The sequence below is a fragment of the Frigoribacterium sp. MCBA15_019 genome, assembly GCF_001864945.1.
Lineage (GTDB): Bacteria > Actinomycetota > Actinomycetes > Actinomycetales > Microbacteriaceae > Frigoribacterium.
This window is the reverse complement of record NZ_MJGS01000001.1, coordinates 298,054-322,574: the sequence shown is the minus strand read 5'-3', so window position 1 is coordinate 322,574 and position 24,521 is coordinate 298,054. Positions and strand designations below refer to the sequence as shown.

Genomic DNA, 24,521 nt, shown 5'->3' with positions numbered 1-24,521 from the left:
GGGCGCAGGTGGGGCAGCGACCGGTCATCGGCCCGCGACGATCTCGTCGGCGTTGTCGAGGATCCAGTCCATCAGGGGCACGAGGCGCGCGGCGAGGTCGGTGCCGCGCTCTGTCAGCGAGTAGTCGACCCGCGGCGGGATCGTCGCCTGGGCGGCCCGATGGACGATGCCGTCGGCCTCGAGGGTCTTCAAGGTCGAGGCGAGCATCTTCTCGCTGACGCCCTCGATCTCCCGTCTCAACTGGCCCCACCGCATCGGCCCGCGTTCGAGCGCCAGCAGGATCAGCACGCCCCACCGACTCGTCACGTGGGTCAGCACCACGCGGCTCGGGCACTCCGCCGGGAAACGGCCGGAGGGGGCAGGGCGGGCAGGGTTCACGATTCCGACGTCCACGTCAGTAGCTTACGAAAAGGTGCGTACCTGCACATGGGAAGTCCCGGTGGATCGTCGTCGTTGTCCCCGGCACGCAACCGAAAGGAACACCATGTCCACGATCGTCACCGCCGCCTCCGGTCAGCTCGGCCGCCTCGTCGTCGAGGCCCTCCTCGCCCGCGGCGCAGCCCCCGAGAGCGTCGTCGCCACGTCGCGCGACGTCTCGAAGCTGGCCGACCTCGCCGAGCGGGGCGTCCGCACCGCCGAGCTCGATTACACCCGACCCGACACGATCGCCGCGGTCATCGACGCGGGCGACGTCGTCGTCCTGATCTCGAGCGACGCGGTGGGCCAGCGGGTCCCGCAGCACGCCGCCGTGATCGACGCCGCGAAGGCCGCCGGTGCCGCCCGCATCGTCTACACGAGCGTCCTCGCGGCATCGACCTCGCCCCTGATCCTCGCGCCCGAGCACAAGGCGACCGAGGAGCACCTCGCCGCCTCCGGCGTCCCCGCCACGCTGCTGCGGAACGGCTGGTACACCGAGAACTACGTCGGCGAGATCCCCACCGCCCGCGACTCCGGCGTGGTCGCCGCGAGCGTGGGTGACGGCCGTCTCGCCAGCGCCAGCCGTCGGGACTACGCCGAGGCCGCCGCGGTCGCGGCCCTCGACGAGTCGACCGCCGGTCGCACCTTCGAGCTGTCCGGCGACCACGCCTGGGACTTCGACGAGTTCGCAGAGGCGCTCTCGGTCGTCACGGGCCGGCCCGTCCGCTACGAGTCGCTCACGCCCGAGCAGCACGCCGAGCGCCTGCGCGGCTTCGGCCTGGACGAGGGCACGGTCGGCTTCGTCGTCGCGCTCGACGGGAACATCCGCGACGGGCTGCTCGCCGACACGAGCGGCCACCTCTCCGGTCTGATCGGCCGCCCGACGACCCCGCTCGTCGAGGCCCTCACCGCCGCCTCGGCGTAGTCACGCCGACCGCCGGACGGGAGACCGCAGGAGGCGCGGTGCCGGGACGACCGGCACCGCGCCTCCTCGTCGGATCGGTTCCCGACGCGGGTGGGCCGGTCCCGGCGTCGCCGGTCGGGTCCCGGTGTCTAGGCTCGGGGCATGGCCACACTCGTCCTCGTCCGACACGGACGCACCACCGCCAACGCGAGCGGCGTGCTCGCCGGACGGACGGCGGGCGTCCGGCTCGACGACGTCGGACGCGAGCAGGCGCGGCGCACGGCCGAGCGGCTCGCCGTCGTGCCGCTCGTCGGCGTCGTGTCGAGCCCCCTCGAGCGCTGCCGTCAGACGGCGAGGGCGATCCTCGACCGCCAGTCCGGTACGCCGGTGACACCGATCGACCGCGGCATCACCGAGTGCGACTACGGCGACTGGCAGGGTCGGCCCCTCAAGGAGCTCGCGAGCGAGTCGCTCTGGTCGGTCGTGCAGAACCAGCCGTCGGCCGCGGTGTTCCCCGGTGGCGAGTCCCTGCAGACCATGCAGGCCCGGGCGGTCGCCGCGGTCCGTCGTCACGACGCCGCGTTCGAGGCCGAACACGGTCCGGGCGCCGTGTGGGTCGCCGTCAGCCACGGCGACATCATCAAGTCGATCCTCGCCGACGCGTACGGCATGCACCTCGACCTCTTCCAGCGCATCAGCGTCGGCCCCGCTTCGGTGTCGATCGTCCGCTACGGGCCGAACCGGCCCGACGTCGTCGCCACGAACACCGACTCGGGCGACCTCTCGTGGCTGCGGCAGGCGGCTCCCGCGGCCGACGCCGCCGTCGGAGGAGGCGCGGGTCCGGCGAGCGGCTCGTCCGCCGGCGACGAGCCTCCCGCGACCTGAGCGTCGGCGGCGGGGCGCTCGTAGACTCACGGCATGCCCTCCATCGTCCACACCTTCGACTGGCCGGACCGAGTCGTCGTCGGGACCGTCGGTCGCCCCGGTTCCCGTGCGTTCTACCTCCAGGCCCGTGACGGCGCGCGCGTCACGAGCGTCGGCCTCGAGAAGATGCAGTCGGCCGCCCTCGCCGAGAAGATCGACGAAATCCTCGACCAGGTGATGGCCGCCGACGGCAACCCGGTCAGCGTGCCCACCGGCATCCCGGTCGAGCTCGTCGACAACGAGCCGCTCGACCAACCCGTCGAACCCGAGTTCCGGGCCGGGGCGCTCAGCCTCGGCTGGGACCCGTCGACCGCCCAGGTCGTCATCGAGGCGTTCCCGCTGATCGAGGTCGACGACGAGGCCGAGATCGACGACGACACCGTGCTCGAGCCCGACGAGGTCATGGTCGTGCGCATCCCCGTCGGCACGGCGCGGGCGTTCGCCGCTCGCACCCTCGAGATCGTCGGGGCCGGGCGGCCGCTCTGCCCCTTCTGCGGTCAACCCATCGACCCCGAGGGACACGTCTGCGTCCTGCCCGGCGACGTCTGATGTCGTCGGCGTCGGCTGAGGACGCGCCGACCGAGGTGACCGGCACCGTGCCCTCGGACGACGTCGAGCTCGAACTCACCGGGCGCATCCGCACGGCCTCGAACGCGTCCTTCCTGGCCCGCCTCGGCGACGTGTCGGTCATCTACAAGCCCGTGGCCGGCGAACGGCCGCTCTGGGACTTCCCGGACGGACGGCTCGCCGACCGCGAGGTCGCGGCCTACCTCGTCTCCGAGGCCCTGGGCTGGGACGTCGTGCCGCGCACCTGGCTGCGCGACGGTCCGCTCGGCGAGGGCATGGTCCAGCTTTGGCAGGACGTCGACCCGGAGCAGGACGCCGTCGACCTCGTGCCGGTCGACGACCTGCCCGACGACGGATGGCGGCTCGTGCTCGAGGGGGACGGCGACGACGGGCCGGTGGCCCTGATCCACGAGGACAGCGAGGCGCTCCGCCGCATGGCCGTCTTCGACGTCGTGGTCAACAACGCCGACCGCAAGGGCGCCCACGTGCTCGCGCTGCCCGACGGGCGGCGGCACGGCGTCGACCACGGCCTCACCTTCCACGCCGAGCACAAGCTGCGCACGGTGCTGTGGGGGTGGATCGGCGACCCGCTGACCGCGGACGAGGCCGACGGGGTCGGCCGCGTCCGATCCGCCCTCTCGGGCTCACTGGGCTCGACCCTGGCTCCGCTCCTCACCCCCGACGAACTCGAGGCGCTTGACGATCGCTGCGCGCGCCTCCTCGCGTCGCCCGTCTTCCCCGAGCCGCACGGCCCTATGCCGGCGGTTCCGTGGCCCGTGTTCTGACGTACGACCCGACGACGGCCGCCCCGAGGTCGTCCAGGTCGGGGGCGGTCACCGTGCCGTCGACGCGCCGCGCCATCCCCTCGACGAAGCGGGCGAGCCCCGGGTCGTCGCCGAGCCGGAAGAACGTCGTGTGCGCGCCGAGCCGGCGGGCCACGTCGAGCTGCTCCACCGCCCGCAGGATCGTCACGGGGTGCGGCGGGTAGTCGAAGAAGACCTCACCGCCGGGTTCGAGGTGCGAGGTCGGCTCGCCGTCGGTCACGATCAGCAGGACGGGCTGTGCCGTGGGGTGCTTGCGGAAGTGCCGATTGGCGAGCAGCAGCGCGTGGTGCAGGTTCGTGCCCTTGTCCCACTTGGCGTCGAGGGCGACGAGCTGCTCGATGGGCATGACCTCGGCGTGCCGGCCGAACCCGATCAGCTGCAGGTCGTCTCCACGGAAGCGCGACGTGATCAGGGTGTGCAGGGCGAGGGCCGTGCGCTTCATCGGCACCCAGCGGTCCTCCATCGCCATCGAGAACGACGTGTCGACGAGCAGGGCGACGCAGGCCTGCGTCCGGGCGTCCGTCTCGTGCACCTCGACGTCGCCGATCTCGATCCGCACCCCGCCGTCGGTCCGGCCGCCCGCGGCGGCGGTCCGCGTGACCGCGTTCGTGATCGTCCGGGTCACGTCCCACGGCTCGGTGTCGCCGAAGGCCCATTCGCGACTCGCGCCGGAGCGATCGCCGAGGGCTCCCGCGGACCGCAACTCGCGCCTCCCCGCTCGTCCCGACATCTTCGCGGCGACGTCGCGCAGCAGTGTCTTGCCGAGCTGTCTCATGGCCCGGGGCGTCAGGGCCAGCGTGCCGTCGGCGCGACGGCGGAGGGCACCGGAATCGCGGAGGGCCTTCTCGAGCCGCCGCAGGGCCGCGGCGTCGACGGCGGCCTGCTCGCCCAGCTGGCGGCGCAGGGCGTCGAGGTCGACGTCGTTGAGCGACGACCCGCGCGACTGCTGGGCCAGTTGTTCGGCGAGCGCGTCGAGGTCGGCGAGGTCCTGGAAGACCCCCGTGCCGTCACCGAGCCCGAGGCCTTGCTCGCCGTCGAGACCTTCCGCTCCGCTCCAGTCCTGGCCCGGCCGGAGCGATCGCAGCGTGCCGTCCAGCTGCTCGAGCGACTGCATCAGCTCGGGCGAGCCGAAGGCCTGCTGCGCCAGCGCGTCCAACTCGGCACGCTGCTCGGCCGACATCGAGTTGCGCAGCCGCTGGGCGGCCGCGGCCCGGGCGGCGAGGGCGTCGATCAGCTCGTCGACGTCGGACGGCTGCTCGGGGAACGAGTCGCCGTGCTTCGCCATGAAGTCGTCGAACTGCTCAGGGGTGTCCTCGCCGCGGGCGTGGGCGTCGAGCAAGGCGTTGAGGTCGCGCAGCATCTCGGCGACGGCCGCGCGATCGGCGTCGGTCGCGTTCTCGAGGGCACCCTTCATCCCCGCGAACCGCTGGTCGAGCATCTCGCGGCCGAGGAGGTCCTTGATCTGCTCGTACGCCTGACCGGCTTCGCCGCTCTGCCAGCGGTAGTCCGACAGCTCGGCGACGGCGCCGGCCGGGGACGGCGGCAGGCTGTCGAGCTGGAGCTGGGCCAGGGCTCGGTCGCCGTCGTCCAGGTCGACGTCGCGGGCGAGCTGGGCGCGTTCGGCTCGCAGGGCCCGGTCGAGCAGTCCGCGGACCTCCTGGAGCGTGCCGTCCAGGTGGTGGTCCCGGGTGAGGGCCCGCCGACGTTCGGCGACCTGTCGGGCGAGGTCGTCGAGGCCGGTCTGGTCGCGGCCCCCACGGCGGAGGAACTCGCGGAGCGCCGCCTCGGCGCTCGTGCCGGCCATGACGTCGCGCCCGACGGCGTCGAGCGCCTCGGACAGGTCAGCAGGAGGCGCGAGCGGGTCGGGACCGTCGGCGTACCTCTGGTAGCGCGCGGCCCGGTGCAACCGCCGGTTCGCCCTAGCCACGTCGCACCTCAGAACCCGTAGGCCGCTTCACCGTCGCCGCTCTCCTTGCTCACGCGCCGGGCCAGGAAGAGGCCCTCGAGCGCCAGCTCGATGGCCCCGGCGCGCCCGCCGTCGGACGTCGCGCCGAGCCGTTCGGCGACGCGATCGTAGAGGTCGTCCTCGCCGAGCGAGGGCAATCCGGCCAGGAAGTCCCGGGCGGTCACCTGCTCACCAGTCGTCACCATGACACCCGACTCGAGGGCGTCGACGAGGGCGTCGAAGTCGAGCCCGCGGAAGTGGGCACGGACGGTCTCAGCGGTCGCCGTCCTCAGCAGGTGTTCGAGGACCTCCTCGGCCCGGTCCTCCTCGCCCGACTCGAACTCGATCTTGCCGCCGAGCACGTCGACGGCCGTCTCGAGGTCGATCGGGCGAGCGACGGCCTCGTCCTCACCCTGTCGGGTCGCGCGGTGCAGCGCCGCGGCCGCGATGGTCTCGGCCCCGGCGATCGCGAAGCGCGCGCTGACGCCGCTGCGCTGGTCGACCGAGGGGGACTGGCGCAGGGCCCGGGTGAATCGGGCCAAGATCTCGACGAGGTGGTCGGGCACCTCGGCGACGAGGTCGGCCTCCTGGCGGACGACCGCGACCTCGTCGGCCAGCTCGGTCGGGTAGTGCGTCCGGATCTCGGCGCCGAAGCGGTCCTTCAGGGGCGTGATGATCCGACCACGGTTGGTGTAGTCCTCGGGGTTGGCGCTGGCCACGACGAGCACGTCGAGGGGCAGCCGCAGGACGTACCCGCGGATCTGGATGTCGCGCTCCTCCATCACGTTGAGCATCGCCACCTGGATGCGTTCGGCGAGGTCCGGCAACTCGTTGACCGCGACGATGCCGCGGTGGCCGCGGGGGATCAGCCCGAAGTGGATCGTCTCGGGGTCGCCCAGGCTGCGTCCCTCGGCCACGCGCATCGGGTCGACGTCGCCGATCAGGTCGGCGACGCTCGTGTCGGGCGTCGCGAGCTTCTCGACGTAGCGCTCGTCGCGTCCCCGCCAGACCACCGGCAGGTCGTCGCCGAGGTCGGCGGCTCGACGACGGCTCTCGGTCGTGATCGGCTCGAACGGGTGCTCGCCGAGTTCGGACCCCTCGATGACCGGGGACCACTCGTCGAGCAGACCCGCGAGCGTCCGCAGCAGGCGGGTCTTGCCCTGACCGCGTTCACCCAGCAGGACGATGTCGTGGCCCGCGATCAACGCCCGTTCGAGCTGGGGGATGACCGTCGACCCGAAGCCGTGGAGTCCCGGCCAGGGGTCGCGACCCTCTCTCAGCGCGTCGAGCAGGTTGTCTCGGATCTCGGTGCGGAGGGGCTTCGGGACGTGGCCCGAGCGCCTGAGTTCGCCGACGGTTCTCGCGGAGGGAGGCATCACCCCGGCGACGCTACGCTCCCGACCCGGACCTCGCGAGGGGCACCTCCTGCGAGCTTGCCGAGACGTGGGGGGTCGACGACATCCGTCGCCTGACGGTCAGCCCGTGGCGGCGCGGGCGGCCGCTTCGACGCGGTCGTGGTGTCGACGCCATCCGTCGGCGTCGCGGTCGGGCACGTTCGGGTCGGCGGGACCGTTGCCGAGGCCTCCGTCGATCAGCTCGCGGACGACGTCGGCGTGGCCCGCGTGCCGCGCGGTCTCGACGGTCAGGTGCACGAGGATCTGGTGCAGCGTGACGGCACGGCGGTCGGGTCCCCACCAGGGGACGTCGCCCGGGGCGTCCAGCGACAACGCCCGGACCGTCTCGTCGGCGTGGGCGTTCGACCGCTGCAGGAGATCCACGACGAAGGCGCGGCTCTCGTCGGGTGTCGCCCACAGGTCGGCTTCGGGCTCGCTCTCGTCGGTCAGCCACGGCGTCTCGATGCCGCTCGGTCGACCGAAGACGTCGCCGAGGTAGCCGAGCTGCACGGTGGCGACGTGCTTGACCAGCCCGAGCAGGTTGGTGCCGCTCGGCACCAGCGGGCGACGGACGTCGTACTCCGACAGCCCGTCGAGCTTGCGCACCAGGTCGTCGCGCGAACGGGTCAGGTACCGGCTGAGGTGTTCCTTCTGGTCCATGCCGACACTCTGCCCGTCGCCGCGCCCCCCGTCCACCGGCGGACCACCCCCGGGCAGGGCCGCCGGGAGGGGGCGACCTACTGCACCGCCGCCGTGAGACGCGCGACGTTGTCGAGCACCTGCAGGGGAGCGGGCCGCGTGAGCCAGCCCGCGAGCGTGATCTCGTGCGACTTCTCGCGGTAGTCCGCCTCGATCTCGCGGACCTGGTCGACGAAACCGGCTCCCCGCACCATGAGCGACACCTCGAAGTTCAGGCTGAACGATCGCATGTCCATGTTGCTCGACCCGATGACCGCCACGTCGTCGTCGACCGTGAAGTGCTTCGAGTGCAGCACGATCGGCTTCTCGTAGAGGAAGATGCGCACGCCGGCCCGCAGCAGCGTCTCGTAGTACGACCGCTGGGCGTGGTAGACGAGGAACTGGTCGGCGACCTCGCAGGCGAACAACTGCACGTCGACGCCGCGCTCGGCGGCCGTGGTGATGGCGTAGAGCATCGATTCGTCGGGCACGAAGTAGGGGCTCGCGATGATCAGCCGTTCTTGTGCGCCGTAGACCAGGGCGTTGAAGAGCCGCAGGTTGTTCTCACCGTCGAACCCGGGCCCGCTCGGCACGACCTGGCACTCGTAGGCGTCGTCGCCCGAGCGGCGTTCGACGAGCGGCTCGGCCTCGGCGTCGGTGGGCAGCTCGTCGGTCTCGCTGTACCAGTCGGTAATGAAGAGGGCGTTCAGGCCCACCGCGGCGGGCCCGTCGACGCGCACCATGAGGTCCTTCCATTGCAGGCCCCGCCGGATGTTGCCCCGCTTGTTGTAGCTGGGGTCGGTCATGTTCTGCGACCCGGTGAAGGCGACGTCGCCGTCGACGACCACGATCTTCCGGTGGTTGCGCAGGTCGGGTCGCCGCCACATGCCCTTCGTGGGGTGGAACGGCAGCATCTCCTCGAAGCGGATGCCGGCGTCCCGGAGCCAGGTGCGCGTCACGCGGCCCTGCGGGTTGCGGATCGTCGCCCAGTGGTCGTAGAGCACGCGGACCTTGACCCCGCGGTCGTGGGCCCGCTTGAGGGCGTCGAAGAAGAGGAAGGTCGACTCGTCGCGCGTGAGGATGTAGAACTCGACGTGGACGTACCGCTCGGCCGCGTCGACCGCCTCGGTCATGGCCGCGATCGACCCGGCGTAGTCCGGCAGCAGTCGGGCCGCGTTGCCGGGGATCAAGGGCATGGCGCCGAGCGTGCGGTTCAGCTGGACGACCGTGCCGAACCACGGCGGCTGGGTGTCGGTCGGCACGCGGTTGTCGAGGCCCTGCGTGTTCTCGAGGATGAGCGAGTTGATCTCGCGCTGTTTGTCCCGCCGATCCTTCGGCAGCTTCGTGCTGCCGAGCAGGCCGTAGAGGACGCTGCCCGGGATCGGCGCGACGAAGATCGCCATCAGCCAGGCCATGGCCGAGCTCGGACGCCGGTTGCGCGGCACGACCGCCACCGACACGATCCTGATGAGGATGTCGACCACCAGGATCACGGTCGGGAACGCCTTGAGGAGCTTGCGCCAGGTCATCCGCCGATCATCGCAGGTCGAGGCCCTGCGAGGCCGCCTCCGTTCGCCCCGGCGTCTCCACGGCGCCGGGGCCGGTCAGCGGCCGCTGCCCGCCAGGCTCGCCGACTCGCCCTCGGGGGCCGTCGCGAGGTAGCAGGTCACCTCGCGGTCGCCGGTGGCCCAGGTGTCCTCGGTCGGCGTGAAATAGCCGTAGTCGAGGGCCGAGTCCTCCCAGGTCGACCCGACGTAGTCGTCGAAGGCCTCGTAGCAGGCGTCGTCGCCGAGCCGCGTGACCTCGTCGTCACCGGGGAACGCGGCGTCGTCGAGGTTCGGCTCGGCGAAGACCTCGAAGTGGTGCACCTCGCCGCAGGCGGTCACGTCGACGAAGGTCTGCATGTCGTCGTCGACGCCGTTCGTCATGTCGAAGCAGTCCCCGGTGGTCAGCTCGGTCACGAGCTCGGACCCCGTCTCGACGATGCCACCCTCGCCGCCGTTGGCCTGGTAGAGGGCGAAGGACACCCCGCCGAAGGCGATGACGCCGACCGCGCCCAGCACGCCGAACAGCACGCCTCGCGACCGCTTCGGAGCCGGGACGGCCGCCACGGCACCGGGTGTGAACGCCTGCGGCGAGGGCCAGGCCGTGCCCAGGCGCGACTCGGGCGGGACCAGGGCGGCCCAGCGCCGCACCGTGGCCGAGACTGCGTCGAGCACGGCGGACGTCGCCTCACCGACGCCCACGCCGAGGGGGTCACGTCGCCGCTGGTCGAGGGACGTGGGCCCCGACGCGTCGATGCGCAGTGGCACCGCGAACCAGTGCGATCCGTCGTGCCCCAGGTCGAGGAACTCGGTCGCGCCCAGCCGGACGCGCAGCATCTCGGGTTGGCCGGCTCCCGGGACGTCGACGGCGCCGGTCGGGTAGTCGCTGGGCAGGACGCGCATCTCGAGCGGCCCGAACCGCTGCACGAGTTCCTCAGCCACGACGGACACGGGGGTCGCCCCCGAGGGTCCCGCGGTCGTCGTCTGGTCGTCTGGTCGGTCCACGAGGTCCCCCTGCTGCTGCGCGCACCGCATCCCGAGGCGGCCGTCGAGGGATGTTACCGGCACCCGGCGCGACGGCAGCAGCCCCCGTCGGCGGGCCAGGGAGGCGGGCCAGGGAGGCGGGCGTGCCTCGGGGCGCGAGCCGGCAGGGCCGGGCCGCACCGCACCTCCTATGCTCGGGGGATGTCGTCCGGTCACCCGAGTCCGCCCCGCGCCGACGTCGACCTGGTCGTGGTCGGCGGAGGAGCCATGGGCCTCGCGACGGCCTGGCAGGCCGCGTCGCGCGGACACGAGGTCGTGCTCGTCGAGCGGTTCGAGCAGGGGCACCACCGGGGTGCCTCGCACGGCGCGACCCGCAACCTCAACGTCGCCTACGACGACGCCGACTACGTCGCGCTCGTGCAGGAGGCGCGGGTGCGGTGGGACGCGCTGGCCGACGAGACCGGCACCCCGCTCCTCGACCTCGTCGGGGTCGTCAACCACGGTCGCCCGGCGATGCTCCGCCGCATGAGGGCCCTGCACGTCGATGCGGGCGTCCCCAGCGAACTGGTCGCCGCCGAGGACGCGGGGGAGCGGTGGAGGGGCATCCGCTTCGAGACCGAGGTGCTGCACGTGCCCGGCAGCGGACGCATCCGCGCCGCCGAGGCCCTGGAGGCCCTCGCCCGGGCGGCGACGGCCCACGGGGCGCGACTGCGCTGGTCGACGCCGGTCACGGCCCTGCACGTCGAAGGGCCCGAGCGCGTCCGGGTCGTCACGGCCGACGACGACATCGTCGCCCGCCGCGTGGTGGTGACGGCGGGTGCCTGGACCGAGGACGTCGTCGGCGGCCTCGTCCGTCTCCCTCGGCTCACCGTGACGCAGGAGCAACCCGCGCACTTCTCCGTGACCGACCCCGAGGCCGTGTGGCCGAGCTTCAACCACCGTCCCGATCCCGACCGGCCCGCCGAGTCGTGGTGGCCGAGCGTCGTCTACGGCATGCTCACGCCGGGTGAGGGCGTCAAGGCGGGCTGGCACGGAGCCGGCCCCGTCGTGCACCCCGACCGCCGGTCCTTCACGCCCGACCCCGAGCAGCTGGAGCAGCTGCGCCGCTACGCGCGGGAGTGGCTGCCCGGCGTCGACGCCGAGACGGCGGACCCGATCAGCTGCACGTACACGACGACCGACGACGAGGACTTCGTGCTCGACCGGGTCGGTCCCGTCGTGGTGGGGGCGGGCTTCTCCGGGCACGGCTTCAAGTTCACCCCGCTCGTGGGGTCGATCCTCGTCGACCTCGTCGAGGGCGGCGAGGCCCCGGCACGGTTCCGCCGGCTGGGTCGATCGTGACCCGCCGGGCCGCGACGATCCGTGGCACCGTGGCGGGCCAGCCCTTCGTCCGCCGGGGGAGCGGCGCGGCCACGATCCTGTTGCCCGGGGTCGGGCCGGGTCGCCACCACCCCTCGACCTGGGACCGCACCCTGCTGCGGCTCGAGACGGCGCCGCTCGTCCGCGAGGTCGACCTGTGGACGCTGGGCCGTCGCCGTGGGCTGCCCGCGGGCACCACGATGAGCGACCTCGCCGACGACGTGGCCCGGGCCGCGGCCGAGATCGGTGACGGTCCGGTCGACGTGGTCGGCACCTCGACGGGCGGCAGCATCGCCTTGCAGCTGGCCGTCGACCACCCCGAGCTGGTGCGGAGACTGGTCCTCGTGTCGGCCGCTCACCGGCTGGGCGATGGCGGGCGCGAGGCCCAGCGGCGCACCGCCGAGCGCCTCCGGGCCGGCGACGCGCCAGGTGCCTCGGCCGCCATGCTCGGTCAGACGACCACCGGCGTCCCCGCCTCGAACGCCCTGCGGCGCCTCGGACGCGTGGCGCACCACGTCGTCGTCGGCGACCGGCACGACGACCTGGTCGTGACGCTCGACGCCGAGGACTCGTTCGACGTGGGCGACCGCCTCGGCGAGGTCACCGCGCCGACGCTCGTCGTGGCCGGAGGCGCCGACGGCTTCTACCCGCTCGACCTCGTGGCACGCACCGTGGCGGGCCTGCTGGACGCGACGCTCGCCGTGCACCCTCGGTCCGGTCACCTCGGCCTGGGTTCGCGCGGGGTCGCGCGCGAGGTGCTCGCCCACCTGACCCGCGCCTCCTGACGCCCCGATCGTCACGGGCACCGGGCGATCGGCCGATCGGCTCGCAACGGGGAATGTGCCGGTCGGACCGGCGAGTCCGCCCGCCGCGAGGTCGTTCGTCACCTACCATCCGAGCATGGCCGACAACGTGCAGACCGCGAGCGTCGGGGGCATCGCACCCCTCGACGACGACGTCACGTTCCACCGGCGCCGTGTGACGTTCGTCGCACCCCTCGACGACACCGTCCCCGAGCCCTCCGCTCGCCCGGACCAGCAGGAGCACCACCCCGTGAACCAGACCCTCGCCCCCGTGGCCTCCCTCGACCAGGCGGACGTCACCCCCGAGCCCGCGACGCCCCGAGCACCCCGCCCCGTCTCGATCCCCTCGCACCGTGCCGACGTCGTCCTCGACGACGTCGTGCCCACCGACGCCTTCGAGGCCCGCCCGGCGAGCGTGGCCCGCCACTCGGTCGACACCTCGGCGATCACGCTGCCGGTGCTCGCCGTGTCGGTGCCCGACGACCTGCCCCAGCCTCCCGAGCGGATGACGCTCGACGACGAGGTCCTCGCCCGCCTGGTCGAGAAGCGCCTCGAGGACACCGCGACGATCGACCTGATGGCCGTCGTCCAGGCCCAGCTCGCCCTGCGCCAGGTCGAGGCCGCACGCTTCGCCTCGTGGGAGGACGAGATCACCCGCGTCGGCACGGACGAGGCGGCCCGCGCACTCGAGGCCACGCGCCTCCGCTTCACCGGGGTCGTCCCCGTCGTGCCCCCCGGGGCGATCCGCGAGGCCCGTCCCGTGGTCGAGGCGGGCCACGCACCGAACGCTCCGCTCGCCCCCGGCTCGGACGGCGACCGCCCCACGGCCTCCGCCCCGACCTCGTCTCCCGTCGTGGTCCCGTCGACCGGCCCTCGGGCCCTCGTCCGCGAAGCGGGCGAGACGGGGGCCGCGGCCGAAGTGGCCGAACCCGCCGACGAGCAGGCAGCAGTCGACGAGCAGGCAGCAGCCGACCAGGAGGCGCTGGTCGCGCCGACCACGACGGCCTCCGCCACCCAGGCGGTCGCCTCCGCCCCCGTCCCGCCCCTCCTGCGCCGTCCCCTCGCGCTCGTGGTCGCCGCCGCGGCCGCCCTGCTCGTCGTCGCGGCCGTCGTGCTGGCCTTCGTCCCGGCCCTCGCCGTCGCCTCGGCCGTCCTCGCGACCGTCGCCGTCCCCGTCGCGACCGGCCTCGTCGGCCTGACCGCGCTCGCGTCGGTCTCGACCCGCCCCGACGACGCGACGCGCGTCGCCCGCCGCGGTCCGATCGGCGTCGTGGCCGGTGTCGTCGTCGGCACCGTCCTGGGCTTCGGGCTGCTGCTGAGCGACCTGGGCTCGTTCGCGTGGCAGGGCTTCCTCGTGCGCGCCGTGGGCCTGACCGGCCTCTCGACGTCGGTCTCGGTCGTCGTCGCCCTGCTCGGCGCCGCGGTCGTGGCGTTCATCGTCGCGGTGATGATCACGGGGTTCCGCTCGACGGCTCGCGACTAGGCTGTCGAGGTGTCCACCCTCGCATCGGTCAACTCCGTCATCGAACGTCTCTGGCCTCTCGCGGGCGCCTCGTCGTGGGACTCACCCGGCCTGGTCGTCGGTGATCCTGACCAGCCCGTGACGCACGTGCACCTGGCCGTCGACGCCGTGCTCGACACCGTCGACGAGGCCGTCGGCATGGGCGCCGACCTGCTGCTTGTCCACCACCCCCTGTTGTTCCACGGCGTCTCGACCGTCGCCGAAGACACCACCAAGGGCGCCGTCGTCGCGCGGCTCGTCCGGGCCGGGTGCGGCCTCGTCGCCGCCCACACGAACGCCGACGTCGTCGAGACCGGCACATCGCGCGTGCTCGCCCACCAGCTCGGTCTCGTCGAGCAGCGACCGATCACCCCGGGCACGACCGAGGGCACGGGCCTCGGCATCGTCGGCCGTCTGCCGCACGCGATGACCCTCGTCGCCCTCGCCCGCCAGCTCGGCGACGTCCTGCCCCCGACCGCGTCGGGCATCCGCGTGGCCGGTGACTCCGACCGCGTCGTCGAGACGGTCGCCCTCTGCGCCGGTGCCGGCGACTCACTGCTGGCCGACCCGGCGGTGTTAGCCGCCGACGTGTACGTCACGAGCGACCTGCGCCACCACCCCGCCTCCGACGCCCGCGAGCTCATGAGGCTCGGCCGCGGCCCCGCCCTCGTCGACGTGTCGCACTGGGCGGCCGAGTGGCTCTGGCTCGACACGGCGGCCGAACAGCTCCGCCGCGAGCTGCACGACGTCGAGGTCACCCTCAGCGACCTGCGCACCGACCCGTGGGACTTCGCCGTCGTGCAGTGAGCACCCCGAGCCGTCCCCGGCGACGACGGCACGTCGTGACCCGCGAGACCTCGCGACCCGCGCCTCCTCGTCGCCCCGTCCCCGCCTCCCCCCGACCCCGAGAAGAGTCCCCATGCCCCTGATGAAAGCCAGCTACGAGCACCAGGCCCTGCTGCTCGACCTGCAGCAACTCGACACCGCGTTGCGACAGATCGCGCACAAGGGCGCCAACCTGCCCGAGATCGCCGTCCTCGCGTCGCTCGAGGGCGACGGCTCGCGCCTGCGCAGCCGCCTCGCGACCGAGCAGGGTGCGTGGGAAGACGCGCAGAGCGAACTCAAGCGCATCGAGTCCGACGTCGCCGTCGTCGAGGCGCGCGTCGCCCGGGACGAACAGCGCATCGCGTCGTCGTCGTCGACGAAGGACGTCGCCGCCCTCGAGGGCGAGCTCGCCGCACTCGCCAAGCGTCGCTCCGACCTGGAAGACCTCGAGCTCGAGGTGATGGAGCGCGTCGAGAGCCTGGGCGCCGTCGCCGCGGTGACGCAGGGCGAGCTCGACCAGCTCGACACCCGCCGCGTCGACGCCGAGACCGGGCGCGACGCCAAGCTCGCCGAGCTCGAGGCCGACCGGGCCGAGGTCGTCGCCAACCGCGAGACGATCGCGGCGACGGTGCCCGCCGACCTGCTGGCCCTCTACGAACGTCAGCGTGACCGCTACGGCGTGGGTGCGTCCCTGTTGCGCGGCGGCGTGTCGAGTGCCAGTGGCGTGGCCCTCACCGGCAGCGACCTGGCGGCCGTGCGCGCCGCGGCCGAGGACGACGTCGTGCTCTGCCCCGACAGCAACGCCGTCCTCGTCCGCACCTACGAGTCGGGCATCTGACCCCTACCGGTGCCCCGCTGGCCCCACGGCACCACGGGCGGGCGCCGCACCGCTAGGCTCGGTGTCGCGAATGGGTCGACAAGACGGTCGCGTCGGCGGGTGCGAACCCGCCGCCGAGGAACGTCCGGGCTCCACAGAGCAGGGCGGTGGGTAACACCCACCCGGGGCAACCCGCGAGAAAGTGCAACAGAGAGCAGACCGCCACGGGTCGCACCCTCGGGTGCGACACGGGGTAAGGGTGAAACGGCGGTGTAAGAGACCACCAGCGGCTCGGGTGACCGGCCGGCTATGTAAACCTCGCCCGGAGCAAGGTCAAAGAGGGGACGTCGAGGCTGCTCGCCGAGTCCCCGGGTAGACCGCTAGAGAGCTGCGGCAACGTAGTTCCGAGAGAGATGGCCGTCCATGGTGCTTCGGCACCGGGACAGAACCCGGCGTACCAGTCGGCCCATTCGCCTCACGCGAGAAGACCCCGGGTCAGGAGGCGCGCCTCCTGACCCGGGGTCTCGTCGCGTCGGTCGTGCGTCGCCTCAAAACGCCGGGTTCGATTCGGCGGCCAGGGCGGCGGCACCCATGATGCCGGCGTTGTTGCGGAGCTTGGCGGGGACGATCTCAGCCCGCAGGTCGAGCAGCGGCAGGAACTCGTCGTGGTGCTTCGAGACGCCGCCCCCGACGATGATCAGGCGCGGGTAGAGCAGGGCCTCGAGGTGCGAGAAGTACTTCTGCAGGCGCTTCGCCCAGTGCTTCCAGCTGAGGTCGTCGCGCTCCTTCGCCGCGAACGAGGCCTTGGTCTCGTAGTCCTTGCCACCGATCTCGAGGTGCCCGAGCTCGGCGTTGACGATGAGCACGCCGTCGTTGATCAGGGCGGTGCCGATGCCCGTGCCGAGCGTCGTCATGATGACGAGGCCCTTGACGTCCTTCGCGGCGCCGAAACGCGTCTCGGCGTAGCCGGCGGCGTCGGCGTCGTTCACGAAGTGGATGCCCCGGCCGAGCGTGGTCTCGAAGAGCTTCTCGGCCTCGAAGCCGATCCACTTCTTCGACACGTTGGCGGCCGAGAGGGTCTTGCCGTCCATGATGGCGGCCGGGAAGCAGACGCCGACCGGCACCGAGGCGTCGTCGAGGCCGAGTTCGTCGACGATCTGCTGGACGACCGCGACGATGGCGTCCGGCTCGCCGCCCTCGGGGGTGCTCTTCTTGATGCGGTCCGAGAGGAGCTCGCCGCTGTCGAGGTCGACGATCGCCCCCTTGATGCCTGTGCCGCCGATGTCGATTCCCACTGCGGTGCGTGCCATGGGTGGTCCTTTCTCAGGAGAGCGTGAGGATGTCGGCACCGCGTTCGGTGACGACCAAAGTGTGCTCGAACTGGGCCGTGAGGCTCTTGTCGCGGGTGGTGACGGTCCAGTCGTCGTCCCAGACGTCGGCGTCGATGCCGCCGAGGGTCAGCATGGGCTCGATGGTGAACACCATGCCGACCTCGATGACGTCGTCGTACTGCGGGGCGTCGTAGTGGGGGATGATCAGGCCCGAGTGGAAGGCGCGCCCGACGCCGTGGCCGGTGTAGTCGCGCACGACGCCGAGGCCGAAGCGTTTGGCGTAGGACTCGATGGCCCGACCGATCACGTTGACCTGACGGCCCGGGGCGACGGCCTTGATGCCGCGACGCAGTGCCTCGCGGGTGCGGTCGACCAGCTCGACGGTCTCGGGTGCGGCCTCGCCGACGACGAAGGTGCGGTTGAGGTCGCCGTGCACGCCGTTCTTGTAGGCGGTGATGTCGATGTTGATCAGGTCGCCGTCGACGAGGACGGTGTCGTCGGGGATGCCGTGGCAGATGACCTCGTTCACCGAGGTGCAGACCGACTTGGGGTAACCGCGGTACCCCAGGGTCGAGGGGTAGGCGTCGTGCGCGACGACGAACTCGTGGGCGACTCGGTCGAGTTCGTCGGTGGTCACGCCGGGGCGGAGGGCGGCCTCGACCGCGTCGATGGCCTGCGAGGCGATGCGACCGCTCTCGCGGATGAGCTCGACGGTCTCGGCGTCGTAGACGTCGCCGTCCGTGTACTCGGCGGGGGCGGCCTTGCCGACGTACTCGGGTCGGGCGATCGACGGGGGGACCGGACGCTGCGCTGAGATCCGGCCCGGGGTCAAGAATCCGTGGGAGTCCCGGGGCATACGATCAAGCTTAGGGGGAGCGCGACGGGCTCGCGTTCTCGACAGCCGCACCGAGAGGACGACACCATGGCCGAGTTCTGGTTCAACACGAAGACGCACGAGGTCGAAGAGGGCAAGGTCTCGCCGGCCGTCGACCGGGCCGGGCCCTACGCCACGCGCGACGAGGCGGCGCGGGCGATCGAGACGATCAAGGCCCGCAACGCCGCCCTCGACGCCGAAGAGACCGCGAACGACTGACCGGATCGAGCGCCCCGTCGACCGATCGCCGACGGGGCGCTCGGGCGTCAGACGGTCGTCGGCCGGTAGGTGATCGGCAGACGGCGGTCGCGACCGAAGGCCATGCCCGAGATCTTCGGACCGATCGCCCCCTGGCGGCGCTTCCACTCGGACCGGTCGACCAGCTTCGTGATCTCGGCCACCGTGTCGGCGTCGTAGCCGAGCGCGACGACGTCAGCCGCCCCGAGCGCGTTCGTGATGTATCCCTCGAGGATGCCGTCGAGCACCTCGTACGGAGGCAGTGAGTCCTCGTCCTTCTGGTCCGGACGCAGCTCGGCCGACGGCGGTTTCGTGATCGAGTTCTCGGGGATGGGCGCGGTCTCGCCGATCGACTCCGCGTAGGCGTTGCGCCACCGGGCGAGCTCCCAGACCATCGTCTTCGGGACGTCCTTGATCGGTGCGAACCCGCCGACCGAGTCGCCGTAGATCGTCGAGTAGCCCACGGCCAGCTCGGTCTTGTTGCCGGTGGTCAGCACGAGGTGGCCGTGCAGGTTCGACAAGCCCATCAACACGAGCGCCCGGGCGCGGGCCTGCACGTTCTCGGCCGCCAGGCCCGTGAGGTGCAACTGGTCCTCGAACGGCGCGACGAGGTCGGCGATCGGCTCGGTCGAGTACCGCACGCCGATCCGCTCGGCGACGTCGTCGGCGTCGCTGCGGCTGTGATCGCTCGACCACCGGCTCGGCATCGAGACGCCGTACACGGCGTCGGCCCCGATGGCGTCGGCGGCGATCGCCGCGCACACGGCCGAGTCGATGCCGCCCGAGAGCCCGAGGATCACGCTGCGGAACCCGTTCTTCCGCACGTAGTCGCGGGTGCCGAGCACGAGGGCGTTCCAGAGCTGCTGCCGATCGTCGGGCAGTTCGGCGACGTCGCGTTCGATCGTGGACGAGGAGGCGCGGCCCGCGTCGGCCCCGGAGCCACCGGCACCGTCCTCGGTCGGCTCGGTCGCCGCCTCGAGTTCGACTCGGCGGATGCCCTCGGGCAGCTCGGTGTCCGTGGCCGGTTCGGGGTCGAGGTCGACGACCAGCAGGTGCTCGTCGAACTGCGGGGCCCTGGCCAGGATCGTCCCGTCGCCGTCGACCACCACGCTGTCGCCGTCGAAGACCAGGTCGTCCTGACCGCCGACGATGTTCACGTAGGCCACCAGGGTGTCGTTCTCGACGGCCCGGCGGGTGACGAGCGGGAGGCGCACCTCGTCCTTGTCGCGGACGAACGGGCTCGCGTTGATGACGAGGAGCAGACCCGCGTCGGCGTGCAGCACGCGCTCGACCGGGCCGCCGTCGCGCCAGAGGTCCTCACAGACCACGAGGGCGACGTCGACGCCGCCCACCCGGACGACGAGCAGCTCGTCACCGGGGATGAACACGCGGTACTCGTCGAAGACCGAGTAGTTCGGCAGGTGGTACTTGGCGGTGGTCGTCACGACACGCCCGCCCTGCAGGACGCTCGCGCAGTTCTTGGCGATGGCCGTGGGGGCGTTGCTCGTGCCCAGCAGTCGGGGCTCGAACGGGCCGTCGGCGTGACCGACCACGACCGGCAGGTCGCCCAGGCCCTCGGCCTCGAGGGTCTCGGCCAGGACCTCGACGGCGTGCCGACTGGCCTGCAGGAAACTCGGCCGGCTGGCGAGGTCTTCGATCGGATAGCCCGTGACGCTCATCTCGCCCGCGGCGAGCAGGTCGGCACCGGCGGCGCGGGCCCGACGGGCCGCCTCGACGATCTGGGCGGAGTTGCCGGCGAGGTCGCCGACGACGGGGTTGGTCTGCGCGAGCGCCAAGCGGAGTCGGGGCATGTCCACTACCGTAGTGGCGGAGCAGAAAGGCCGTGGCATGGACAAACAGAGGGACTTCGTCCTCCGCACGATCGAAGAGCGCGGCATCAAGTTCATCCGCCTCTGGTTCACCGACGTGATCGGCACCCTCAAGTCCGTTGCCATCGCCCCGGCCGAGGTCGAGGGGGCGTTCGCCGAGGGCATCGGCTTCGACGGCTCGGCCATCGAGGGCCTGACCCGGTCGTACGAGGCCGACGTGCTCGCCCAGCCCGACCCGACGACCTTCCAGATCCTGCCCTGGCGAGGCGAGATCGATCCGACCGCCCGCATGTTCTGCGACATTACGACTCCCGACGGCCAGCCAGCCGTGGCCGATCCGCGCAACGTGCTGAAGCGCACCCTGGCCCGGGCCGGCGAGCGCGGCTTCACTTTCTACACGCACCCCGAGGTCGAGTTCTACCTGCTGAAGAGCGCCCAGCTCGGCGCCGACGGCCCCCAGCCGGTCGACTCGGCCGGCTACTTCGACAACGTCCCCGGCGGCACCGCCCACGACTTCCGTCGCCGCTCGGTCCGCATGCTCGAAGACCTGGGCATCTCGGTCGAGTTCAGCCACCACGAGGCGGGGCCCGGTCAGAACGAGATCGATCTGCGCTACGCCGACGCGTTGACGACGGCCGACAACATCATGACCTTCCGCACGGTCATCAAAGAGGTCGCCATCGAGCAGGGTGTCTTCGCCTCGTTCATGCCCAAGCCGTTCAGCCAGCACCCCGGCTCCGGCATGCACACGCACATGTCGCTCTTCGAGGGCGACTCCAACGCCTTCTACGAGGCGGGGGCCGAGTACCAGCTCTCGACCATCGGCCGTCAGTTCATCGCCGGCCTGCTCAAGCACGCCCCCGAGATCACGGCCGTGACGAACCAGTTCGTCAACAGCTACAAGCGCCTCTGGGGTGGCGACGAGGCACCGAGCTTCGTGACCTGGGGTCACAACAACCGCTCGGCGCTCGTGCGCGTCCCGCTCTACAAGCCCAACAAGGGCAACTCGAGCCGCGTCGAGTACCGTGCCATCGACTCCGCCGCGAACCCGTACCTGGCCTTCTCGCTGATGTTGGCGGCGGGTCTCAAGGGCATCGAAGAGGGCTACGAACTGCCGGCCGAGGCAGAGGACAACGTCTGGGGCCTGAGCGACGCCGAGCGTCGCGCCCTGGGTTACCGTCAACTGCCCGCCAGCCTCGACCACGCCCTGTCGATCATGGAGAACGGCGAACTCGTCGCCGAGACCCTGGGCGAGCAGGTGTTCAATTACGTGCTGCTCAACAAGCGTCAAGAGTGGAAAGAGTACCGGGCACAGGTCACGCCGTTCGAGCTGCGCTCGAACCTCGAGATCCTCTAGCCGACCGGCCGCCCCGCCCTCATGCCCCGATCCGCGACCGGTCTCTCCGAGCTGGCGCGGCTCGGGTTCTCCGACCTCGGTGCGGGGCGCGACCGGCTCGACCGCCTCGTCGCCGAGGTACCCCAGGTGCGCGACCTCCTCCCGTGGTTCGCCACGGTGGCCGACCCGGACGCGGCCCTCGTGCACCTCGAGCGGTCGGTCGAGCGTGATCGTGCCGGCGTGGTCGAGTTGCTCGATGGCGAGGCCGGCCCGCGCCTCCTGAGGGTCTTCGGCGCGTCCGAGGGGCTCGCCGACTTCGTCGCGCGTCGCCCCGCCGAGGCGACCGTCCTGCTCGATCCCCTGGACGAACCGCCGTCGGCGGCGACGTACCGAGACGACGTCCGCCGGGCGGCGATCGGGCTGACCGGCGACGAGGCCCGCGTCGCGTTGCGGGTCCGGTACCGACGCCACCTGCTGCAGCTGGCGTCGTACGACCTCGAGGCCGACGACCCCGTCGAGGTCCTGCCCCGGGTGGCCGCCGCCCTCGCCGACCTCGCGGGCGCCGCCCTGGACGCCGCCGTCGACGTGGCCCGACGCGAGGTCCCGTTCCCCGCCGCGGACGTCGACCGCACCCGTCTGGCCGTCATCGGCATGGGCAAGGCCGGTGCCCGCGAGCTCAACTACCTCAGCGACGTCGACGTGGTCTACGTTGCCGAAGGGGTCGACGGGCTCGAGAACGGGCGGGCCGTCGAGATCGGCAGCCGTCTCGCGATGCACGCCGCCCGCGCGATCTCCGACCTCGCCGTCGAGCCCGACCTCTGGGAGGTCGACGCGAACCTCCGCCCCGAGGGCAAAGACGGCGCCCTGGTCCGGACGCTCGAGTCGCACGTCGCCTACTACGAGCGCTGGGCGAAGGGGTGGGAGTTCCAGGCCCTGCTGAAGGCGCGGCCCCTGGCCGGCGACGTCGACCTCGGCGAGCGCTACGTCGCCGCCGTCGCCCCGTTCGTCTGGTCGGCCGCCTCGCGCGAGAACTTCGTCGAGTCGGTCCAGGCCATGCGCGAACGGGTCACGGCCCTGATCCCCGCGGGCGAGGTCGACCGGCAGCTCAAGCTCGGTCCCGGCGGGCTGCGCGACATCGAGTTCACCATCCAGCTGCTGCAGCTGGTGCACGGGCAGGCCGACGAACGGGTGCACCAGCGCTCGACGCTCGACGCGCTCGGCGCCCTGGCCGCGCGGGGGTACGTCGGACGTGCCGAGGCCGCCGAGTTCGACCGCGACTACCGCGTGCTGCGGTTGCTCGAGCACCGCATCCAGCTGACGCGACTGCGGCGCACGCACCTCATGCCGACCGACGAGAACGCGCTCCGGGTCCTCGCCCGCGGTACCGGCCTCGCGCCGGGTGCGGCCCAGCTCGTCGACCTGTGGCAGGGGGTCAAGCGTCGGGTCCGCACGTTGCACGTGCGCCTGTTCTACCGCCCGCTCCTCTCGGCCGTCGCGGCCCGTCCCGAAGAGGACCTCGCCCTCAGTTCGGACCAGGCGACGGCACGGCTCGCGGCCATCGGCTTCGCCGATCCGAAGGGCGCGCTGGGTCACATCGCGGCCCTGACGGCCGGTGTCTCGCGCCGGGCGAGCATCCAACGTCACCTGCTGCCCGCGATGCTGCAGTGGTTCGCCGACGGCACCGACCCCGACCTCGGCCTGCTCGCCTTCCGGCGCCTGAGCGACGGCCTGGGCGAGTCGTACTGGTTCCTCCGCATGCTGCGCGACTCGTCGGGGGCCGCCCACCGCCTGACGACCGTCCTGTCGTCGTCGACCTTCGCGGCCGACCTCCTCGAGCGCATCCCCGAGGCCGCGGCCTGGCTCGAGAACGACGCCGAGCTCCGGGCCCGCCCCCTCTCGAGCCTCCTCGACGAGACGGCCGCCACCCTCGCGCGACATCGCTCGCCCGATGCGGCGGCCACCGTCCTGCGCCAGGCGCGGCGCCGCGAGATCCTGCGACTCGCCGTCGGCGGCATCCTGGGCATCCTCGACATCGACACCCTCGCCCGGGGCCTCACCGCGGTGACGACGGCGTCGGTGACCGGGGCGTTGGCCCTGGCCCGCCGGAACGCCGGCGATCTCGAGTTCGCCGTGATCGCCATGGGGCGGTACGGGGGAGAAGAGCTCGGATTCGGCTCGGACGCCGACGTGCTCTACGTCTACCGGGCTCCCGAGGGCGACGAGACGGCGCACCGTCGCGCCCTCACCGTGGCCGCCGAGATGAGCCGCCTCACCTCGGACGCCCTCGTGCCGTTCGACCTCGACACCGGCCTGCGTCCCGAGGGGAAGAACGGGCCGGTGGTGCGCTCGTTGTCCTCGTACCGTGCCTACTACGCGCGCTGGTCGCTCACCTGGGAGGCCCAGTCGTTGCTGCGCGCGCGACCCGTGGCCGGCGACCAGGCCCTCCTCGACGACTTCATGGTCGTCGCCGACTCGGTCCGGTACCCCGCCGAGCTGACCGAGCAGCAGGTCCGCGAGGTCAAGCGCATCAAGGCCCGGGTCGAGTCCGAGCGCCTGCCGAAGGGGGCCGAGCCCTCGCGCCACCTGAAACTCGGACGCGGGTCGCTCAGCGACGTCGAGTGGTTCGTCCAACTGCTCCAACTCCAGCACGGGGTCGACGTGCCCGGCCTCCGGACGCCGTCGACGCTCGACGCCCTCGCCGCGGCCGTGGACGCGGGCCTGGTCGCCGACGACGACGCCCGGCGGTTGCACGACGCCTGGATCATGGCGTCGAGGGCGCGGTCGGCGGTCACCCTCTGGACCTCCCGGACGCAGGACGTGCTGCCGCGGGATCGTCGTCAACTCGAGGGTGTCGCTCGCCTGATGGAGTACCCGCCGGGCTCCGCCACCACCCTCGAAGAGGACTACCTCGCCGCCACCCGCCGGTCGCGCGCCGTGTTCGAGCGTGAGTTCTACGGCGTCGACGAGGCACCCGAACCACTCGGCTGACCACCCCCGGGCCGTGCGACACGCCCGGGGCGCAGCGTGACCTCGCGATCCTCGTGGGTCGATGTCGGCCTCTTTTCGTGTACCCCGTTTCGCGCGTCTGTACCCCTCTCCACATGTCCATCACGTTTCGGGAAGATGACCCACGTGTGGGGGTGGGGCAGGGTCGAGGGCCCTGTGGAGAATTGTTGCCCATTGGGCAATGCGAATGCGATGTGCCCGATCCGAGCCTCTGATCAGGACTTTCTCTCGATCGACGATCACAGCCTCGCGAACGACGGTCATCCGTGCCGAACCGAATGGTTTGGCAGTCGCCGCGTCGCGTTCGTGTCAGCACTTCTGTCGACAGCACCTTGCCGGACTCGACGTACCCCGACCCGGCGATCCCGCCCCCCGCGGTCGGGGGGTGCTTGTGAGTGGCCCGTGAGTGACTGAGAATTCCC

Annotated in this window: 21 protein-coding genes and 1 other RNA gene; 13 read left to right on the top strand and 9 right to left on the bottom strand. The window is 72.1% G+C overall.

What is annotated here, in order from left to right:
• Nucleotides 1-24: 24 nt before the first annotated feature.
• Nucleotides 25-393, bottom strand: a complete 369-nt coding sequence (locus tag BIV04_RS01475) for a helix-turn-helix domain-containing protein (protein WP_083396040.1) — start codon at nt 391-393, stop codon at nt 25-27.
• A gap of 91 nt (nt 394-484) precedes the next feature.
• On the opposite strand from BIV04_RS01475, the gene BIV04_RS01470 reads away from it, so the two are divergent.
• The 4 genes from BIV04_RS01470 (at nt 485) to BIV04_RS01455 (ending at nt 3,597) form a co-directional block, all read left to right on the top strand.
• Nucleotides 485-1,342, top strand: coding sequence for an NAD(P)H-binding protein (locus BIV04_RS01470; protein ID WP_071253525.1), 858 nt, complete (start codon nt 485-487; stop codon nt 1,340-1,342).
• 141 nt (nt 1,343-1,483) lie between these two features.
• Complete coding sequence (locus BIV04_RS01465; protein WP_071253524.1) at nt 1,484-2,206, top strand: histidine phosphatase family protein; 723 nt, start codon at nt 1,484-1,486, stop codon at nt 2,204-2,206.
• A gap of 33 nt (nt 2,207-2,239) precedes the next feature.
• The gene (locus BIV04_RS01460) at nt 2,240-2,794 is read left to right on the top strand and encodes a DUF3090 domain-containing protein (protein ID WP_071253523.1); all 555 of its coding nucleotides are present in this window, start codon (nt 2,240-2,242) and stop codon (nt 2,792-2,794) included.
• A gap of 47 nt (nt 2,795-2,841) precedes the next feature.
• Nucleotides 2,842-3,597 (top strand): SCO1664 family protein, encoded by a 756-nt coding sequence (locus BIV04_RS01455; protein WP_255364103.1) that lies wholly within the window; start codon nt 2,842-2,844, stop codon nt 3,595-3,597.
• Here the strand turns inward: BIV04_RS01455 and BIV04_RS01450 are convergent.
• The 5 genes from BIV04_RS01450 to BIV04_RS01430 form a co-directional block, all read right to left on the bottom strand.
• A complete protein-coding gene (locus BIV04_RS01450) occupies nt 3,566-5,563 on the bottom strand; it encodes a VWA domain-containing protein (RefSeq protein WP_071253521.1) in 1,998 nt (665 codons plus the stop codon). The genes BIV04_RS01455 and BIV04_RS01450 overlap by 32 nt on opposite strands.
• A gap of 8 nt (nt 5,564-5,571) precedes the next feature.
• Nucleotides 5,572-6,957 carry a magnesium chelatase gene (locus tag BIV04_RS01445; RefSeq protein ID WP_071253519.1) on the bottom strand — a complete coding sequence of 462 codons (1,386 nt, stop codon included), beginning with the start codon at nt 6,955-6,957 and terminating at the stop codon, nt 5,572-5,574.
• A gap of 99 nt (nt 6,958-7,056) precedes the next feature.
• Nucleotides 7,057-7,635: a DinB family protein gene (locus tag BIV04_RS01440; protein ID WP_071253517.1), complete on the bottom strand. Its 579-nt coding sequence runs from the start codon at nt 7,633-7,635 to the stop codon at nt 7,057-7,059.
• Nucleotides 7,636-7,712: 77 nt separating this feature from the next.
• Nucleotides 7,713-9,182, bottom strand: a complete 1,470-nt coding sequence (gene cls, locus BIV04_RS01435; RefSeq protein WP_071253514.1) for a cardiolipin synthase — start codon at nt 9,180-9,182, stop codon at nt 7,713-7,715.
• A 75-nt stretch (nt 9,183-9,257) separates the two neighbouring features.
• Nucleotides 9,258-10,139 (bottom strand): septum formation family protein, encoded by an 882-nt coding sequence (locus BIV04_RS01430; RefSeq protein ID WP_177174734.1) that lies wholly within the window; start codon nt 10,137-10,139, stop codon nt 9,258-9,260.
• A gap of 243 nt (nt 10,140-10,382) precedes the next feature.
• Between BIV04_RS01430 and BIV04_RS01425 the strand changes: the two genes are divergently transcribed.
• From BIV04_RS01425 to rnpB, 6 genes are all read left to right on the top strand, one after another.
• Nucleotides 10,383-11,522 carry an FAD-dependent oxidoreductase gene (locus BIV04_RS01425; RefSeq protein WP_071253510.1) on the top strand — a complete coding sequence of 380 codons (1,140 nt, stop codon included), beginning with the start codon at nt 10,383-10,385 and terminating at the stop codon, nt 11,520-11,522.
• On the top strand, nt 11,519-12,325 hold the full coding sequence (locus BIV04_RS01420; protein ID WP_177174733.1) for an alpha/beta fold hydrolase: 807 nt from the start codon (nt 11,519-11,521) through the stop codon (nt 12,323-12,325). The genes BIV04_RS01425 and BIV04_RS01420 overlap by 4 nt, the downstream gene beginning before the upstream one ends.
• Nucleotides 12,326-12,440: 115 nt before the next feature.
• Entirely contained in the window at nt 12,441-13,826 is a 1,386-nt protein-coding gene (locus BIV04_RS01415) for a hypothetical protein (RefSeq protein ID WP_071253508.1), read from the top strand.
• A 9-nt stretch (nt 13,827-13,835) separates the two neighbouring features.
• Entirely contained in the window at nt 13,836-14,651 is an 816-nt protein-coding gene (locus BIV04_RS01410) for a Nif3-like dinuclear metal center hexameric protein (RefSeq protein ID WP_071253507.1), read from the top strand.
• Between the two features lie 112 nt (nt 14,652-14,763).
• Nucleotides 14,764-15,507: a zinc ribbon domain-containing protein gene (locus tag BIV04_RS01405; protein ID WP_177174732.1), complete on the top strand. Its 744-nt coding sequence runs from the start codon at nt 14,764-14,766 to the stop codon at nt 15,505-15,507.
• Between the two features lie 71 nt (nt 15,508-15,578).
• Nucleotides 15,579-15,959, top strand: an RNA gene (gene rnpB / locus BIV04_RS01400) — RNase P RNA component class A.
• A gap of 75 nt (nt 15,960-16,034) precedes the next feature.
• Here the strand turns inward: rnpB and ppgK are convergent.
• Nucleotides 16,035-16,796 carry a polyphosphate--glucose phosphotransferase gene (gene ppgK / locus BIV04_RS01395; protein ID WP_071253505.1) on the bottom strand — a complete coding sequence of 254 codons (762 nt, stop codon included), beginning with the start codon at nt 16,794-16,796 and terminating at the stop codon, nt 16,035-16,037.
• 13 nt (nt 16,797-16,809) lie between these two features.
• Nucleotides 16,810-17,673 (bottom strand): type I methionyl aminopeptidase, encoded by an 864-nt coding sequence (gene map / locus BIV04_RS01390; RefSeq protein WP_071253503.1) that lies wholly within the window; start codon nt 17,671-17,673, stop codon nt 16,810-16,812.
• A gap of 66 nt (nt 17,674-17,739) precedes the next feature.
• Between map and BIV04_RS16625 the strand changes: the two genes are divergently transcribed.
• A complete protein-coding gene (locus tag BIV04_RS16625; protein ID WP_143048492.1) occupies nt 17,740-17,910 on the top strand; it encodes an SPOR domain-containing protein in 171 nt (56 codons plus the stop codon).
• Between the two features lie 47 nt (nt 17,911-17,957).
• Here BIV04_RS16625 and BIV04_RS01385 read toward each other — a convergent pair whose 3' ends face one another.
• Nucleotides 17,958-19,739: an NAD+ synthase gene (locus BIV04_RS01385; RefSeq protein ID WP_071254611.1), complete on the bottom strand. Its 1,782-nt coding sequence runs from the start codon at nt 19,737-19,739 to the stop codon at nt 17,958-17,960.
• Nucleotides 19,740-19,776: 37 nt separating this feature from the next.
• Here BIV04_RS01385 and BIV04_RS01380 point away from each other — a divergent pair, with 37 nt between their 5' ends.
• Entirely contained in the window at nt 19,777-21,114 is a 1,338-nt protein-coding gene (locus tag BIV04_RS01380) for a glutamine synthetase family protein (protein WP_071253501.1), read from the top strand.
• A gap of 21 nt (nt 21,115-21,135) precedes the next feature.
• The gene (locus BIV04_RS01375; protein WP_071253499.1) at nt 21,136-24,081 is read left to right on the top strand and encodes a bifunctional [glutamine synthetase] adenylyltransferase/[glutamine synthetase]-adenylyl-L-tyrosine phosphorylase; all 2,946 of its coding nucleotides are present in this window, start codon (nt 21,136-21,138) and stop codon (nt 24,079-24,081) included.
• Nucleotides 24,082-24,521 lie beyond the last annotated feature (440 nt).

Excerpts from the sequence above, each read along its gene's own strand:
- BIV04_RS01380 (WP_071253501.1), top strand. The coding sequence starts at position 19,777 with ATGGACAAACAGAGGGACTTCGTCCTCCGCACGATCGAAGAGCGCGGC.
- map (WP_071253503.1), bottom strand. The coding sequence starts at position 17,673 with ATGCCCCGGGACTCCCACGGATTCTTGACCCCGGGCCGGATCTCAGCG.
- BIV04_RS01415 (WP_071253508.1), top strand. The coding sequence starts at position 12,441 with ATGGCCGACAACGTGCAGACCGCGAGCGTCGGGGGCATCGCACCCCTC.
- BIV04_RS01425 (WP_071253510.1), top strand. The coding sequence starts at position 10,383 with ATGTCGTCCGGTCACCCGAGTCCGCCCCGCGCCGACGTCGACCTGGTC.
- BIV04_RS01465 (WP_071253524.1), top strand. The coding sequence starts at position 1,484 with ATGGCCACACTCGTCCTCGTCCGACACGGACGCACCACCGCCAACGCG.
- BIV04_RS01470 (WP_071253525.1), top strand. The coding sequence starts at position 485 with ATGTCCACGATCGTCACCGCCGCCTCCGGTCAGCTCGGCCGCCTCGTC.
- BIV04_RS01445 (WP_071253519.1), bottom strand. The coding sequence starts at position 6,957 with ATGCCTCCCTCCGCGAGAACCGTCGGCGAACTCAGGCGCTCGGGCCAC.
- BIV04_RS01405 (WP_177174732.1), top strand. The coding sequence starts at position 14,764 with ATGCCCCTGATGAAAGCCAGCTACGAGCACCAGGCCCTGCTGCTCGAC.
- BIV04_RS01385 (WP_071254611.1), bottom strand. The coding sequence starts at position 19,739 with ATGCCCCGACTCCGCTTGGCGCTCGCGCAGACCAACCCCGTCGTCGGC.
- BIV04_RS01460 (WP_071253523.1), top strand. The coding sequence starts at position 2,240 with ATGCCCTCCATCGTCCACACCTTCGACTGGCCGGACCGAGTCGTCGTC.
- cls (WP_071253514.1), bottom strand. The coding sequence starts at position 9,182 with ATGACCTGGCGCAAGCTCCTCAAGGCGTTCCCGACCGTGATCCTGGTG.
- BIV04_RS01375 (WP_071253499.1), top strand. The coding sequence starts at position 21,136 with ATGCCCCGATCCGCGACCGGTCTCTCCGAGCTGGCGCGGCTCGGGTTC.
- BIV04_RS16625 (WP_143048492.1), top strand. The coding sequence starts at position 17,740 with ATGGCCGAGTTCTGGTTCAACACGAAGACGCACGAGGTCGAAGAGGGC.
- BIV04_RS01440 (WP_071253517.1), bottom strand. The coding sequence starts at position 7,635 with ATGGACCAGAAGGAACACCTCAGCCGGTACCTGACCCGTTCGCGCGAC.
- ppgK (WP_071253505.1), bottom strand. The coding sequence starts at position 16,796 with ATGGCACGCACCGCAGTGGGAATCGACATCGGCGGCACAGGCATCAAG.